At 70.8% G+C, this 15,411-nt stretch carries 15 protein-coding genes; 2 read left to right on the forward strand and 13 right to left on the reverse strand.

Annotated features, from left to right (window positions below):
• Nucleotides 1-27: 27 nt before the first annotated feature.
• From ACFY1H_RS13665 to ACFY1H_RS13690, 6 genes are all read right to left on the reverse strand, one after another.
• A complete protein-coding gene (locus tag ACFY1H_RS13665; protein WP_386946572.1) occupies nt 28-645 on the reverse strand; it encodes a response regulator in 618 nt (205 codons plus the stop codon).
• Nucleotides 642-1,865, reverse strand: coding sequence for a sensor histidine kinase (locus ACFY1H_RS13670; RefSeq protein WP_366575439.1), 1,224 nt, complete (start codon nt 1,863-1,865; stop codon nt 642-644). The genes ACFY1H_RS13665 and ACFY1H_RS13670 overlap by 4 nt, the downstream gene beginning before the upstream one ends.
• A 72-nt stretch (nt 1,866-1,937) precedes the next feature.
• Complete coding sequence (locus ACFY1H_RS13675) at nt 1,938-2,333, reverse strand: DUF1707 domain-containing protein (RefSeq protein WP_364053314.1); 396 nt, start codon at nt 2,331-2,333, stop codon at nt 1,938-1,940.
• A gap of 10 nt (nt 2,334-2,343) precedes the next feature.
• Nucleotides 2,344-2,898, reverse strand: coding sequence for a DUF1707 domain-containing protein (locus tag ACFY1H_RS13680; RefSeq protein WP_386946574.1), 555 nt, complete (start codon nt 2,896-2,898; stop codon nt 2,344-2,346).
• Between the two features lie 54 nt (nt 2,899-2,952).
• Complete coding sequence (locus tag ACFY1H_RS13685) at nt 2,953-4,749, reverse strand: acetyl/propionyl/methylcrotonyl-CoA carboxylase subunit alpha (protein ID WP_386946576.1); 1,797 nt, start codon at nt 4,747-4,749, stop codon at nt 2,953-2,955.
• A 93-nt stretch (nt 4,750-4,842) separates the two neighbouring features.
• On the reverse strand, nt 4,843-5,133 hold the full coding sequence (locus tag ACFY1H_RS13690) for an SAV_915 family protein (protein ID WP_285970436.1): 291 nt from the start codon (nt 5,131-5,133) through the stop codon (nt 4,843-4,845).
• A gap of 50 nt (nt 5,134-5,183) precedes the next feature.
• On the opposite strand from ACFY1H_RS13690, the gene ACFY1H_RS13695 reads away from it, so the two are divergent.
• Entirely contained in the window at nt 5,184-5,921 is a 738-nt protein-coding gene (locus ACFY1H_RS13695; RefSeq protein WP_386946578.1) for a hypothetical protein, read from the forward strand.
• 49 nt (nt 5,922-5,970) lie between these two features.
• On the opposite strand, the gene ACFY1H_RS13700 is transcribed toward ACFY1H_RS13695, so the two are convergent.
• The 5 genes from ACFY1H_RS13700 to ACFY1H_RS13720 form a co-directional block, all read right to left on the reverse strand.
• Nucleotides 5,971-7,296 carry a dicarboxylate/amino acid:cation symporter gene (locus tag ACFY1H_RS13700; protein ID WP_366575431.1) on the reverse strand — a complete coding sequence of 442 codons (1,326 nt, stop codon included), beginning with the start codon at nt 7,294-7,296 and terminating at the stop codon, nt 5,971-5,973.
• Nucleotides 7,297-7,387: 91 nt separating this feature from the next.
• Nucleotides 7,388-8,017, reverse strand: a complete 630-nt coding sequence (locus ACFY1H_RS13705; RefSeq protein WP_386946580.1) for a Maf family protein — start codon at nt 8,015-8,017, stop codon at nt 7,388-7,390.
• A gap of 660 nt (nt 8,018-8,677) precedes the next feature.
• The gene (locus ACFY1H_RS13710) at nt 8,678-10,303 is read right to left on the reverse strand and encodes a DHA2 family efflux MFS transporter permease subunit (RefSeq protein WP_386946582.1); all 1,626 of its coding nucleotides are present in this window, start codon (nt 10,301-10,303) and stop codon (nt 8,678-8,680) included.
• The gene (locus ACFY1H_RS13715; RefSeq protein WP_366575425.1) at nt 10,284-10,904 is read right to left on the reverse strand and encodes a helix-turn-helix transcriptional regulator; all 621 of its coding nucleotides are present in this window, start codon (nt 10,902-10,904) and stop codon (nt 10,284-10,286) included. Before ACFY1H_RS13715 ends, ACFY1H_RS13710 begins: the two co-directional genes overlap by 20 nt.
• A 479-nt stretch (nt 10,905-11,383) precedes the next feature.
• A complete protein-coding gene (locus tag ACFY1H_RS13720) occupies nt 11,384-12,688 on the reverse strand; it encodes an MFS transporter (protein ID WP_366575423.1) in 1,305 nt (434 codons plus the stop codon).
• Nucleotides 12,689-12,785: 97 nt separating this feature from the next.
• On the opposite strand from ACFY1H_RS13720, the gene ACFY1H_RS13725 reads away from it, so the two are divergent.
• Nucleotides 12,786-13,397: a TetR/AcrR family transcriptional regulator gene (locus ACFY1H_RS13725; protein ID WP_386946583.1), complete on the forward strand. Its 612-nt coding sequence runs from the start codon at nt 12,786-12,788 to the stop codon at nt 13,395-13,397.
• A gap of 103 nt (nt 13,398-13,500) precedes the next feature.
• Here the strand turns inward: ACFY1H_RS13725 and ACFY1H_RS13730 are convergent, their stop codons facing one another.
• Nucleotides 13,501-13,716 (reverse strand): acyl-CoA carboxylase subunit epsilon, encoded by a 216-nt coding sequence (locus ACFY1H_RS13730; protein ID WP_366575421.1) that lies wholly within the window; start codon nt 13,714-13,716, stop codon nt 13,501-13,503.
• A gap of 8 nt (nt 13,717-13,724) precedes the next feature.
• A complete protein-coding gene (locus ACFY1H_RS13735; protein ID WP_220246313.1) occupies nt 13,725-15,359 on the reverse strand; it encodes an acyl-CoA carboxylase subunit beta in 1,635 nt (544 codons plus the stop codon).
• Nucleotides 15,360-15,411: the final 52 nt, after the last annotated feature.

Below are 15,411 nucleotides of genomic sequence, written 5' to 3' on the forward strand. Positions count from 1 at the left end.
TTCGGGCCGGCGTCACCGACGGATCGGTCAGAGCAGCCCGCGCCGGTACGCCTCGCCGACGGCGGCCGCGCGGTCGTTCACGCCCAGCTTGGCGTAGACGTGCAGCAGGTGGGTCTTGATGCTGGCCTCGCTGATGAACAGCTGGTTCGCCGCCGCGCGGTTGGTCGCACCGGCCGCGACCAGGCGCAACACGTCGAGTTCGAGGGCAGTCAACGCGCCCGGCGCCGGACGTCGAAGCGGCGCCATCAGGCGCGCAGCCACCGCGGGTGCGAGCACCGACTCGCCGCGGGCGGCGGCGCGCACGGCGTGCTGCAGATCGGCGACGGGCGCGTCCTTCAGCAGGTACCCGGTGGCGCCCGCCTCGATGGCGGGCAGGACGTCGGCCTCGGAGTCGTAGGTGGTGAGGACCAGGACGCGCACCGCGGGGTGCTCGGCGGCGAGCCGGCGGATCGCGCCGACGCCGTCGAGTTCGGGCATGCGCAGGTCCATGAGGACGACGTCGGGGTGGTGGCGCGCGACGAAGGCCAGCGCCTCGACGCCCGTGGCGGCCTCGCCGATCACCTCGATGTCGGCGCAGCCCTCGAACGCGCCGCGCAGGCCGTCGCGGACGATGGGGTGGTCGTCGGTGAGCAGGAGGCGGATCATCGGTCCGCCGGGATGGCCGGGAGCTGCACGTTGACCGCGGTGCCTTCGCCCGGCGCCGATTCGAGCGCGAACGTCCCCGCCACGCGCCGCACGCGCTGGCGCATCGCCTGCAGGCCGAAGCCGGTGCCGTCGCCGCGCTCCGGTGAGGCGGGGTCGAAGCCGGCGCCGTCGTCGCGGACGTCGAGGAGCACCACCTCGCCGGCGTAGGTCAAGGAAACGGCGATCCGCGAAGCGCGGGCGTGTTTTTCCGCGTTGGCCAAGGCTTCCTGCGCGACGCGGTACAACGTCACCTCCAGCTCCGGCAGCAGCGGCACGGGTTCGCCACTCGTCTGGGCGGTCACGGCGACACCCGAAGTGCCGGTGACGCGCCGCGCCAGCTCCGCCAGTGCGTCGGGCAAGCGCGAGTCCGTGAGTGGTTCGGGCCGCAACGCCTGCACGGCGCGGCGGGCCTCCGTGAGGCTGTCCTTGGCGAGCGTGTGGACCTGGCTGAGGTGCCGCTGCCGGGAGTCCGCGGACGAAGCCCGGTCCGCGGCCTGCAGCTGCGTGACGATGCCGGTGAGGCCCTGCGCGAGGGTGTCGTGGATTTCGCGGGCCATGCGCTGGCGTTCGTCGTGCACGCCCGCCTCGCGCGCCTGGGTGAGCAGCTGCGCGTGGAGCCCGGCGTTCTCCTCGAGCGCGGTTTCGAGGCGGGCGTTGGCCTCGGCGAGGGCCGCGTTGGCGCGCCGCCGTTTGTCGTTCTCCGCGCCGACGAACCACGCGGCGTACAGCATCGGCCCGACGACCGAAGCCACGGACACCCACGCCGGCGCCGGCGTGTCCGTGCCCAGGATTTCCTTGGCCAGTAAGGGAATCGCGGCCGTCGCGGTCACGGCGAAGACGCTCCAGCGCGCGGCGAACAGCACGAACGCGATGGGGTAACCAACCGACGCGAAGGCGGTGTACGTGGTGTCGAGCGTCGTGAGGGCGGCCGCCCCGGCGAGCAGCCCGGCGAAGAACCCGACCGCGAGCCACGGGTGCCGCTCCCGTTGCGGGAACAGCGGCACGAGCAACAGCAGCCACGCTGCCGACAGGCCCGCGACGACGAGCGTCACCGTGCCGACGTGGTCACCCGCCGCCCAGATCGTGCACACCGCGAGCACCACGATCCCGATCGCGGCGAACAGCGGCCCGGCCAGCCGCTCCCCGCGCGGGTGCACGGCACCCGGCACCACACCCATCATGGGCGCGATTCTCGCAGCTCGACGCCGCCGCGGGGGTCCACCGTTCGACGCCGGCCTCCACCGATCGGTGGATCAGCGCCGGCGCCAGCCCGTGATCAGCAGGATGGCCAAGGGCAGCGCGAAAACGAGGATGAGCCGCCCTCGCGAGAGCACGAACACCGCGATCGCCACCACCACGGCGATCGGCACGGCGAACCGCAGCGCGAAGCGCATCAACGCGCTGTCGCCGGCGGGGCTCGGAGCGGGCACGGCGGTGGCCCCGGCCCGCGGAATCGCCAGCAGCGCGCTGGGCCGGGGTGAGGGCAGGTCGTCGAAGAGGGGTTCCAGGTCGCTGACCCGCTTGGCGGCCGTGACCTTGGCCGAACGGGTGCCGTATTCGTCGACGTCCAGGCGGCCGGTGCGGACGTGCTCGGAAAGCACATCCAGCGCGTCCTGGCGTTCTTCGTCGCTCAGCCGCATGTCGGGCACGGGGTCCGCCTCACCAGCGGTCTCGTCGGCGGCGGTCGCGGAACTCGTCACGAATTTCCCGACGAGCCTCGCGGTGGTAGAGCCGGTGTTCGCGGCGCGCGCGGTCCCGATGGTCGTAGCGGTCGCCGCCGTGGCCCCACAGTGCTCGGCCGATGATGCTGAGCGCGATCGGCGCGATGACCAGCGGCCACGCGGGCAGCGTGCTCGTCGCGATCAGCGCGATGGTCGCGATCCACACCAGCGGCACCAGCGCGGCCACTGCTCGCTGGCCACCGTTCCAGCCGTCCGGCCGGGCCACTGCCGTCTGCGGGGCCGGGGCGGGAACCGGAGGCGCGGCGGGAGCAGCGACGGGCGCCGCGCCGCCATACACCGGGTGCGGAGCGGGCAGGTCGTCGAACAGCCCCGCCAGCTCACCCCGCGTCTTGGCCGCGGTGATGCGCGCCGAGCGCTCGCCGTACTCGTCGATGTCGATCCGCCCCGCGCTCATGTGCTCACCGAGCGCATTCAGCGCGGATTCCCGTTCCTGGTCGCTGATCCGCAGTTGCGGAGACGGCACCTCTGTCACACCGACGATGGTATGCCGCCCCGGGCCTGCGGACCCACGACATTCAGCACAACTTCAGTCCTTGAGCTCCAGAAGTTGCGTTCCCTGAGTCACGGCGGCGCCGACCTCGACCGAAAGCCCCGTGACGGTGCCCGCTTTGTGCGCCGTGACCGGGTTTTCCATCTTCATCGCCTCGAGGACCACGATCAGCTCGCCCGCTTCGACGTGCTGGCCTTCCTCCACGGCGATCTTCACGATCGTGCCCTGCATCGGCGCCGTGACGGCGTCGCCACTCACCGCTGCCTTCGCGCCGCCCGAGCGCTTGCGCGGCTTGGCCTTAGTGGCCGTCGCCCCGCCGCCCGCGCCTTCGAGCGCGAAGCCGCCCGGCAGCGACACCTCGAGCCGCCGGCCGCCGACCTCGACCACCACGTTCTGGCGCGGCGCTTCTTCCTCGGCCTCGGTGTCGGGTGCGGTGAACGGCTCGATCTTGTTGTCGAACTCGGTCTCGATCCAGCGCGTGTGCACGGAGAAGCCGTTTTCGTCGCCGATGAACGCCGGGTCGTCCACGATCACGCGGTCGAAGGGCAGCACGGTCGCCATGCCCTCCACCACGAACTCGGCCAGCGCGCGCCGGCTGCGCTCGAGGGCGTTGTTGCGGTCGGAACCGGTGACGATCAGCTTCGCGAGCATCGAGTCGAACTGGCCGCCGATCACGCTGCCGGACTCCACGCCGGAGTCGACGCGCACGCCGGGGCCGTTGGGCGAGATGAACTTCGTGACCGTGCCCGGCGCCGGCAGGAAGCCGCGGCCGGCGTCCTCGCCGTTGATGCGGAACTCGATCGAGTGCCCGCGCGGCTCGGGGTCTTCGGTGATGCGCAGCTTCTCGCCGCGCGCGATGCGGAACATCTCGCGCACGAGGTCGAGGCCCGTCGTCTCCTCGGAAACGGGGTGTTCCACCTGCAGGCGGGTGTTCACCTCGAGGAAGGAGATGGTGCCGTCGGTGGCCACGAGGTACTCGACGGTGCCGGCGCCGTAGTAACCGGCCTCCTTGCAGATCGCCTTGGCCGAGGAGTGGATCCGGGCGCGCTGGTCGTCGGTGAGGAACGGCGCGGGCGCCTCCTCGACGAGCTTCTGGTGGCGGCGCTGCAGCGAGCAGTCGCGCGTGCCGACCACGATCGCGGTGCCGTGCTGGTCGGCCAGCACCTGCGCCTCGACGTGGCGCGGCTTGTCGAGGTAGCGCTCCACGAAGCACTCGCCGCGGCCGAACGCGGCCACCGCCTCGCGCGTCGCGGATTCGAACAGCTCGGGGATTTCCTCGCGCGTACGGGCGACCTTGAGGCCGCGCCCGCCGCCGCCGAACGCCGCCTTGATCGCCACGGGCAGGCCGTGCTCGTCGGCGAACGCGATGATCTCGTCGGCGTTCTTCACCGGCTGCTTGGTGCCGGGCACCAGCGGTGCGCCGGCGCGCGTCGCGATGTGCCGCGCGGTCACCTTGTCGCCGAGGTCGCGAATGGACTGTGGGCTGGGGCCGATCCACGTGAGCCCGGCATCCAGTACGGCCTGGGCGAAATCGGCATTCTCCGACAGGAACCCGTATCCCGGGTGGACGGAGTCGGCGCCGGAACGCTTGGCCACGTCGAGGAGTTTGTCGATGGAGAGGTAGCTCTCGGCGGCGGTCGTGCCGCCCAGCGCGAACGCTTCGTCGGCCAGGCGCACGTGGGGTGCGTCGCGGTCGGGATCGGCGTACACGGCCACACTTTCGAGACCCGCGTCCTTCGCCGCCCTGATCACGCGGACCGCGATCTCACCGCGGTTGGCGACGAGGATCTTGGTCACCGGACCACCCGTGCTCGCGACGTCCTGCTCGGTCACCCGGTACCTCCCGTGAGCTCCACTGCCTGGTGTCCCGGAGTCTACGGACCGCACTACCCGCTGGGATGAGAGCTGGACCACCCGGTGGTTTCGTTATACCCGCGCGGTGTGGCGCAGCTCGACCGGGAGTTCGGAGTCGAGCACGATCACGTCGTAGGGGTTGACCTGGTGGATCTTCGGCAGGTGCTCGGTGTTGATCATGATCCACGGCTGGTGCTCGCCGCAGCAGTCGATCAGCCGGTCGAGCGCGGTGAACGCGACCAGGGCCACGCGGCCGTCGGGGGTGCGGCGCAGCTCGATGTTGGCACCGGTGCCGCCGTCGGTGGTGCCGGAGACCGGTCCGGTCGGCAGGTACAGGGCCGGGGGGAGGTTGGGGTTCGTCACGGGAACAACATAGACGGACACCGTCCGCAAGGTCGCCTACAGTCTCGGATATGCGGACTTCGCCGACCCGGACCCCACGGTCCGCGCTGCTCACGGCGGTGCTCGCCGCCGTGGTGACGGTGGCGGCGCTGGTGGTCGTCGTCGTGCTGCGGCCGAAACCCGACGGTGCGCCCGGCGTTCCGCCCGTGAGCCTGGAGCCGGCGGCGCCCACCACGGCGACCTGCGGCAGCGGTGCGTGCCGCCAGCTGGCCGCGATGACCGTGGGCGGTACCCCGGTCGTGTTGCTCTCCGACGCGTCCGGCGGTTGGGGGCGCGTGCAGGTGGGGCCGCAGCCGGGCACGGAGTTCGAGCTCGCGATCACCACGATGGGGGCGAAGCTCAACGCGCAGTCGTTGCGCTGCATCGCGGGGGAGACGTCGGCGTGCCTCGTGACCGGCGACGTCGGCGGGGGCGACGGCGCGGGTGGGGCGTACGGCGAGCTGCTGATCGGCTCGGGCGGCGTGTGGCGTGACTTCGGGAAGCCCTACTTCGCCGACGCCGGCACGCTTTCGCTGTTCGACGTCAACACCGACGGCCGGCCCGACGTGATCGTCGTGCGGCACGAGTGTCCGGATGCGACACCGGGCACGCCCAAGTGCCAGGCCGCACCGGTGCTCGCCGAGGTCTACCAGCTGAGCGGCACGGAGCTGGGCTGTACTCGGACGGTGGTGTCGCCGTCGGATCTGAGGGGGTGGCCGCAGGTCGAGGTGCGGGCCTCGGAGCTGCGGCCGTGTGCGGACGGCGGCTGAGCTCGGCTGTTGCTGCTTTCGCCGGTGCCCAGCCGCCGTCGGGTTCGTACTAGGCGCTGACGGGTTCGGCCTTGGCCTTGGCGACCGGCGCGTCGCGCACCGTGTCGTCGAGCAGGCCTTCGGCGCGCGCGACGATGGTCGGGACCACGATCTGGCCGGCGACGTTGGTGGCCGTGCGCATCATGTCCATGATCGGGTTCACGGAGTAGATGAGGGCGATGCCCAGCGCCACCTGCTTGGCGTCGAGGCCGATGAACGCGGTGGTGAGCGTGAGCGCCGTGAGCCAGCCCGTGGTGCCCGCGGTGGCGAGCGCGCCGAGCACGGCGACCACGACGATGCCCACGTACTGCCCGATGCTCAGCTGCACACCCGACAGGTTGGCGATGAAGATGGCGCCGATGGCCGGGAAAACGGCCGCGCAACCGTCCATTTTGGTCGCACTGGCGAGAGGGGTGGCGAAGGCGGCGTAGGACGGTGCGACACCCAGGTTCACCGCGGCCTGACGGGTGAGCGGCAGCGTCGCGGCGGAGGACTGCGAGGCGAACGCGAACTGGATCGCCGTGCCGGCCTTGGCGAAGAACGTGGCCGGGCTGATCTTGGCGACGAACCTCAGCAGGATCGGGTAGACGACGAACAGCACCAGCAGGCAGCCGACGTAGACCGCGGCCGTGGTGGACAGCAGCGGGCGGAAGAGGGCATCGCCGTAGTTGGACACGGCCGCGCCGATCAGGCCGGCGATGCCGAGCGGGGCCAGGCGCACGATCCAGCCGAGGTAGCGCTGGATGATCTCGAAGACGCTCGTCGTGAAGTCGACGAACGGCTTCGCCTTGTCGCCGAGGCTGTAGGCCGCGGCGCCGATCAGCACGGCGAGGAAGAGCACCTGCAGCGTGTTGCCTTCGGCGAAGGCGGAGAAGAAGTTCTGGGGGAGCAGGCCGTCGATGAAGGCGTCCCAGGAGCCCCAGTCGCTCACGCTCTTCGCGGCCTTGTCGGCGTTCTTCGCCGTGGCCGCGATGCCCGCGCCGAGGCCGCCGGCGCCCGGGTTGAACAGCTTGCCGATCGCGATGCCGATGAGCGACGCGATGAACGACGTGATGGCGAACCACAGCACCGTGCGGCCGCCGAGCCGCGCGGCCGTGCGCCCGCCGCCGAGGCCGCGCAGGCTCGTGATGCCGACCACGATCGCCGTGAAGACCAGCGGGATCACCGCGATCTGCAGCAGCGTCGTGAAGATCGAGCCGATCTGGTGCAGCACTTCGGTGAGTGTGGTGGCGCCCGTCGTCCTGGCGAGAACGCCCAGCAGGGCGCCGACGACGAGCGAACCGATCACGGCGGCCGCGAAGACTCGAGGTTTGGTGTACGCGCGGAGGAAGGACACGAAGCCACCCCAGAGGTCGAAAGTTCCCGTTCAGGCCCGAACCGGGCCGAACATGAACTTTCTTCGATCACTCGGTGGAGTGAAAGTCTTCTCAGGATGTGGGAGCGGTCCAGAGATCCACGACACTCACGCCGACCTCGGTCAGCAGACGGCGTACGAGCGGCAGGCTGAGCCCGATGACGCTCGACGGGTCGCCCTCGATGCCCTCGACGAACCAGCCGCCGAGCCCGTCGAGCGTGAACGCGCCCGCCACCTGCAGCGGCTCGCCGGTGGCGATGTAGGCGTCGAGCTCCTCGGCACTGGGCCGTCCGAAGTGGACGGTGGTGCGCTGCGTGCCGGCGGCTTCCTTGGTGCGGTGGCCGTTTTCGACGCGGATGATCGCGTGGCCGGTCAGCAGCTCGCCGGAGTTGCCGGCCATCACCTCCCACCGCCGCCGCGCGATCTCGGGCGTGCCGGGCTTGCCGACCATCTCGCCACCGATCGACAGCATCGAGTCGCACGCCACGATCACCGCGTCGGCGTGGATGCCGGCCACTTCGGCGAACACGGCGTTGCCCTTGGCCGCGGCCAGCGCCATCACCAGCTCGTCGGGCGCCGGATCGGTGAGCGCCGCCGCCACGGCGTCCTCATCGACACCGGACACCACGACACTCGGCTCAAGACCGGCGGCGCGCAACAACGCGAGACGGGCGGGGGACTGGGAAGCAAGTACGAGACGCACGGGTGAAAGCTACCGCGCGTAGCGAGCGTTGCCGAATTGTGACCTGCAACACCCGACCGTGGAGCTAGTTTGTTGTTGCTCGCAACATATCGACCTCAGCTCGCCTCGACGGTATCAAGGCAGATGCCGGGAAGGGACCACGGTGCCGCATGACGGTCCGGGTGACGGAATCCACGCCGCCGACCAGGCTGCGCTCCGCGTGGTGGTCGCGCCTGCGCGCGCCGAAACACCGCGACCCTGTTCGCGCTGGTGGCACTGAGGTCCTGAAGAGCTCCCCACCCATGCGCGGCTGACCCTGCCGCCGGCCTGCGCCCCTCGACTTTCTTCTCCCGCGGTAAACGTGCCGCCCCTCGGCCCCGGCTCCCGCACCGGCGGCCGAGGGGCAGCACGTCTTTGCACGTCGAGGCCGCGGAGGCTTGTTCGGACTGACTGGCCCGCTCGGCCGGATACGGGCGCGGTGGCCCGCAGCTGTCGGCCGCCGCCGGCGTCGCCGGTCCACGCCGCCTTGGGGCCTACTGCCGGCCAACGCTCGTCCGCGGTGGTGCCGCCAGGGACAACCCCGCCGCCGGGGGCCTCGCGCTTGCTTTGCCGTACCCCAGCCGAGCCTCGTGAGCGCGAGTTGAAGCTCAGGCGCTCACGAGGCTCGCCGTGCCTGTCGGGTCAGGCGGTGACCGGGGTTTCCGAGGTGGTCGGGGTGGTGGGTGTCGGGGCGGGGCGGGGGGTGACGCGGCGCAGGAAGGCGGCCGAGACGACGCCCAGGAGCAGCACGGCGATGGGCAGGATCAGGGTGGCGCGGGCGGCGTCGGTGAGGCCGTTGTGGACGGCTTCGGAGGCGAGGCGGCCCGCTTGGGCGGCGACGTCGGCGGGGAGGCCCGGGATGGGCGCGGGGCCGCCGGAGGCGCCGAATTCGCCGGTGGACGCCGCGGCGTGGGCGATGCCGTCGGCGAAGGGCTGGCGGTACTGCTCGGGCAGCTGGGTCGCGGCGGTGGTGGCCTCGTCGGCGATGGAGGCGCTGATGCGGGCCTGCAGGAGCACGCCGATGGCCGCGCTGCCGAGGACGCCGCCGACCTGGCGGGCGGTGTTGAAGATGCCCGACGCGGTGCCGGCGAGCTGGGGCTGCACCGAGGCCATGGTCAGGTTGCTCATCGGCGAGAAGATGCAGCCGATGCCGAGACCGCAGACGAGCAGGGCCGGGATCAGCGCCCACGGGCTGGTGTCCGGGCCGGCCTGCACGGCGATGATGCCGATGCCCAGCGCGAGCAGCGAAAGGCCGCCCATCACGAGGTACTTGCCGTTGATGCGGTCCGACGCGCGGCCCACGAATGGCGCGATGACACCCGACAGCAGCGACATCGGCGCGGTCAGCACACCGGCAAGCGTGGGGCTCAGGCCGAGCACCGTCTGGATGTAGATGATCAGCGGCAGGAACATGCCGGTCATCGTGAAGCCGACGGTGGTGGCCGTGAGCGTGCCCGCGGAGAAGTTGCGGTTGCCGAACACGGCGAGCGGCACGAGCGGTTCGCGGCGGTTGTACTTCTGCCACAGCACGAACGCCACCAGCAGCACCACGCCGGCGCCGATGAACTCGAACACCGTGATGCCGGCGAAGACCGTGCCCCAGTCGTACTGCTGGCCGTTCTGCACACCGAACACCAGGCAGAACAGGCCCGCCGCCGACAGGAAGATGCCGATGAAGTCGAACGCGTGCGCGTGTTTCGGCTGCCAGTCGGGCACGAGCAGCACCGTCAGGACGATGGCGATCACGCCGATCGGCACGTTGACGAAGAAGATCCACTCCCAGCCGAGGTGGTCGACCAGCACGCCGCCCAGCAGCGGGCCCGCAATGGTGGCCAGGCCGGCGACGCCGCCCCACGCGCCCATCGCCGGGCCGCGCTTGGCGGGCGCGAACAGGTGCGTGATGAACGCCAGCGTCTGCGGCGTCATCAGCGCGGCACCGAGGCCCTGCACGGCGCGGGCCGCGATGAGCATCTCGACGCTGCCGGACAGGCCGCACCACAGCGACGCGCCCGTGAACACGATCAGGCCGGCGAGGAACACCCGCTTCGGCCCGAAGCGGTCGCCCAGGCGGCTGGTGAACAGCATCGGCACGGCGTAGGTCAGCAGGTAGACGCTGATCACCCACACCACGGAGTTCAAGCCCGTGTTGAGCTTGCTCAGCATGTTCGGCACGGCGATGGACACGATGGTGGTGTCCAGCAGGATCATGAAGAACCCCAGGCACAACGCGCCCAGCGCGGCCCACGGGTTAGCTTGTCTTGCGTTCATGGTCTTCCTTGGTGATGAGACTGAGGGAGGGCTTCTCGTCCTGGAACCGGATGCGCCCTGAGGAAAGGTCGGCGTACAGGCGTTCGCACCACTCGAGCTCGAAAACCCGGTGGGCGGCGGCGTAGCGGAAGTCGAGCCAGTAGATCTCCGGGACCGCCTTGTTCCGCACCTTCTCGAACATGACCTGGTCCGCCGCGACGCTCGCGCGCAGCAGCGTGAGGCGGTGCTCCAGCTCGACCAGCGACTTGTCCCGGCCGAGGTCGTCGATGACCGCCAGCCCGCTGAGGAACTCCGGGTACTCCTGGGCGACGTCGCCCAGCATCTCCCGCGCCCGCTGCTCGAACACGTCCCGGCCGGCCGTCGTCATCGCGTACACGGTCCGTTCGGGCCGCCGGCCGTCGCGCTGCGTGTCGACGATCTCGACGAAACCGTTGTGCTGCAACCGTTCCACGGTGTGGTAGAGCGACCCGGCCTTCAGCTTCACGCGCTGGTCCACGTACCGCTCGCGCATGAGCTGAGCCATCTCGTAGGGGTGCATCGGCTTCTCGTGCAGCAGCTCCAGCACGGCCACCCCCAGAGCGGTCAGCTTCGCCGCAACCATGGCTGTTGATCCTTTCGAGTGATCCGGCGTGGTTATTCCGTGTGGACTATACGGTGTTGAGTAGAGGCGGGTCCAGTGCGATTTGCGCTGGTGAGCGCGTTGTCGCGCACGGTGATGGCAAGGCTTGGACCCGATGCCGACACGGTAACCGGCGACCCCGACAAAAACGGCGGTCGCTGTGCGTGACCAGCGGAAACGACGCCGCCCGCCGCCCCCGAGAAGGGACGACGGGCGGGTGGTGCGGCGGATCGGCGCGGGCTGCGGTGCTGCGGTGGGAGGTGGCGCCGGGTGTCGCGGAGGATCGGCGTCTCGCGGTGCCGGGGCGGGTGGCCGTGGCCACCGGGTGCGGCGGTGGCCACGGTTGCCGCGCTGTCGAGGTGGGTGGCCGCGGATCGGCGCGGTTCGCAGTACTGCGGTGCGCGGAGGCGGCGGCCGCAGCGGCTCGGCGGCCTGCCTGGCACCCGGAACGACGCAACCCGTCAGCCAGCCACGTGCTGCAGCTGCTTCCGGGCCTCGCGCGCTCGCTTCCCCCACAGGGAGTACCAGCCGGAGATCCCCGTCCCCACCGTCAGTGCGGCTGCGCTCAGGCCCAGGGACCAGTGCACGCCCACCGCGGCGCCGAGGAGGCCGACGGTGAAGCCGCTGCCGGCGCGCAGGCCGTTGGCGGAGACGTTGTAGACGCCGATCACACGGCCCCGTTCGGCCGGTTTCGCGAGCAGCTGCACCACCGTCTGGCCGATCGACATCGACGCCAGGTTCGCCACGCCGCCGATCACCAGCAGGACCAGGGCGAGTGGATAGCTCGCGGTCAGGGCGAAGAAGAGGCTCGACAGCCCGTAGATCGCCGTGCTGACCACGGCCGCGAACACGCTCGGTTTGATGCGGCCCGTCGCCTCGAGCAGGATGCCGCCGAGGACGCCGCCGGCGCCGTTGGCGAACAGGAGCACGCCGTAGGCCGTGCCGGCGCTGCCGGCGCCCAGGTCCTGGGCGAAGATCGGCATCGAGCTCTGCAGGGACGCGCCCACGAAGAACGCGCCGAGCCCGGCCAGGATGATCATGCCGACCATCGTCGGGTTGGCGCCGACCTCGCGCAGCACCCGCACCGAGTCGAACAGCCCCACGCGCGGGCGCGCCACGATGCCGCCGTCGCGGGTGTGGCCGGTGAACTTGGTGCGGAACAAGAAGATCGTGAGCGGCAGGTAGAACGCGACGTTCACGAAGATCCCCGCCACCGGCCCCAGCCCGAGCAGCAGCGCCGACCCGACGACCGGGCCGAAGAGGATCCCCAGGCTGCGGAAGGTCGCGTTGAGCCGCACCGCGCTCGGCAGCTCGGCCGGGCCGACGAAGTCGTGCAGCATCAGCTGTTCGCCCGGACCCCACACGGCGCCCGCGACGCCGTGCAAGATCAGCAGCACGCACGCGCTCCAGACCTGCAGCGTGTCGGTGAGGATCAGCACCCCCCACAGCGCCGACACGAGCATGAACAACGCCTGCGCGGCCTGGATGATCCGCCGGCAGTCGTGCCGGTCGGCCAGCCCGCCGAAGTACACCGAGAACAGCAGGAACGGCACCCAGTGGCTGATCACCTCGAAGCCGGTGAGCGCGGGCGAGTGGAACTTCTCCCACAGCACCCAATACGTGATGACGTGCTCGATGTTGTCGGCCATCATCGCCAGCGCCGCGCCGAACAGGTACGGGCGGCAGTCCTTGTTGTACAGCGCGGCGAACTTGCGCGGTGCGGGCGCGACCGGGCTGTCGCCTTCCTCCAGGACGTGCGTCGGCACGCCACACGCGGAACACATGTCGAGTGACCCCCTTTTGCCGCGGCCTACGCTAGACGCGACGTTGCGTCTTGTCTAGAAGCCGATTAGGCTCGCCGAGGTGGGAAACACCACCGCACCGGACACGCGCCGGCACCACGGGAACCGTTACGGCCGCAGCGAGGACGCACGTCGCGCCGTACTGGAGGCCGCCGACGACCTGCTGGTGGAACACGGCTTCGCCGGGCTCACGATCGAGCGCATCGCGGCGGCCGCGGGCGTGGCGAAGCAGACGATCTACCGCTGGTGGCCGTCCAAAGTGGACATCCTGCTGGACGCGCTGGGCGACGACCTCGCCGAAGAGCTCGTGCCACCCGACCACGGCGACCTGCGCCGCGACCTGCGGGAGCACCTCGCGGCCGTCGCGACCTTCCTGACCACGGCCGACGCCGGCGCCGTGTTCCGCGCACTGATCGGCCAGGCGCAGCACGACCCGGAGCTGGCCGCGCGCCTGCGCGCGGAGCAGATCCACGGGCAGCACGAGCGCGACCGGCTGCCGTTCGAACGCGCGGTCGCCCGCGGCGAACTCCCGGCCGACACCGAGCTCGACAGCCTGGTGGAGCAGTCCATCGGGCCCGTCCACTACCGCGTGCTGGTCACCGGCGCGCCCGTCACGCGCGAGTTCACCGACGCGCTGGCCGACCGCGTGGTGAACGCCTGCGCCGGCATCTGACACACCGCCCCAACGCGGCTTCGGTTGCGCTCGGCGCACCGAACGCCGCTTTGGGTGCGCTCAACGCACCGAACGCCACATTGGGGTGTTTGACGTGCTTGGGTCAGCGCGGCAGGGCGGAGGCGCGCCAAGCGCCGTCGCCCGGTGCGGGCGAAGTGCCGAGCCGGGTCGCGCGGTCGTTCCACCACGACGTTCGCCGCCGAGGCGCGGGTGAGCCACCCGAAGCCGCCGCCACCGCCGCGACGACGGCGGTGAGGGCGGCGAGTTCGGCGTCGTCCGGGTTGCCGCGGACGACGCGGAGCAGGGGGCGATCGCTCACGGGAGACCTCACAGGGGGATGTTGCCGTGCTTCTTGGGCGGCAGCGTTTCGCGCTTGGTCTTCAGCAGCGCCAACGCCTTCGTGATGTGGCCGCGCGTGTGCGCCGGAACGATCACCGAGTCGACGTACCCGCGTTCGGCGGCGGCGTACGGGTTCAGCAGCGTGTCCTCGTACTCCTGGATCAGCTCGGCGCGCAGCGCGTCCACGTCGCGGCCCTCGGCCGCGGCGGCCGCGAGCGTCTTGCGGTGCACGATGTTCGCCGCGCCCTGCGCGCCCATCACCGCGACCTGCGCGGTCGGCCAGGCCAGGTTGACGTCGGCGCCGAGGTGCTTGGAGCCCATCACGTCGTACGCGCCGCCGTAGGCCTTGCGCGTGATCACCGTGACCAGCGGGACCGTGGCCTCCGCGTACGCGTAGATCAGCTTCGCGCCGCGGCGGATGATGCCGTTCCACTCCTGGTCGGTGCCGGGCAGGAAGCCGGGCACGTCGACGAAGGTGAGCACGGGGATGTTGAACGCGTCGCACGTGCGCACGAACCGCGCGGCCTTCTCCGACGCCGCGATGTCGAGGCAGCCGGCGAATTGCGTCGGCTGGTTCGCGACCACACCCACGCTCTGCCCGTCGACACGGCCGAAGCCCACGAGGATGTTGGGCGCGAAGAGCTCGTGGACCTCGAGGAACTCGCCGTCGTCGAGCACGCGGGTGACGACCTCGTGCATGTCGTACGGCGTGTTCGGCGAGTCGGGGATGATCGTGTCGAGCTCGCGGTCGGTGTCGGTCACGTCGTCGAAGAACCCGGCGGGCTCACCCGGCTCGAAGGCCGGCGGCTCGGACAGGTTGTTCTGCGGCAGGTACGACAGCAGTTCCTTGACGTAGGCGATCGCGTCCTCGTCGTCGGAGCCCAGGTAGTGCGCGACGCCCGACTTGGTGTTGTGCGTGCGCGCGCCGCCGAGCTCCTCGAAGGTCACGTCCTCGCCCGTCACGGTCTTCACGACGTCGGGGCCGGTGATGAACATCTGCGACGTCTCGTCGACCATCACCACGAAGTCGGTGAGCGCGGGGGAGTAGACGTGGCCGCCGGCGTTGGCGCCCATGATCAGCGAGATCTGCGGGATCACGCCCGACGCGTGGGTGTTGCGGCGGAAGATCTCGGCGTAGAGGCCGAGGGAGACCACGCCTTCCTGGATGCGCGCGCCGCCGCCCTCGTTCATGCCGATGATCGGGCAGCCGGTCTTGATCGCGAGGTCCATGACCTTCACGATCTTCTCGCCGTACACCTCGCCGAGCGCGCCGCCGAAGACCGTGACGTCCTGGGAGAACACGCACACGGGCCGCCCGTTGACGGTGCCGTAGCCCGAGACCACGCCGTCGCCGTACGGGCGGTTCTTCTCCAGCCCGAAGTTCGTGGAGCGGTGGCGCGCCAGCTCGTCGAGCTCGACGAACGACCCCTCGTCGAGCAGCAGGTCGATGCGCTCACGGGCCGTCTTCTTGCCCTTGGCGTGCTGCTTTTCGATGGCGCGCTCGGATCCGGCGTGCACGGCCTCGTCGTAGCGGCGGTAGAGGTCCGCGAGCTTGCCGGCCGTGGTGTGGATGTCCGGTTCTTCCTCGGGCGGAGTCCCGAGCGGCTGCGTCGCACTGCTCATGAAGCGGAGCTTAGCTACCGCCAGGTCGCTTCGCGTGTGGCGTACGCCTCCC

It is taken from the genome of Amycolatopsis sp. NPDC001319 (genome assembly GCF_042896185.1).
Taxonomy (GTDB): Bacteria; Actinomycetota; Actinomycetes; order Mycobacteriales; family Pseudonocardiaceae; genus Amycolatopsis.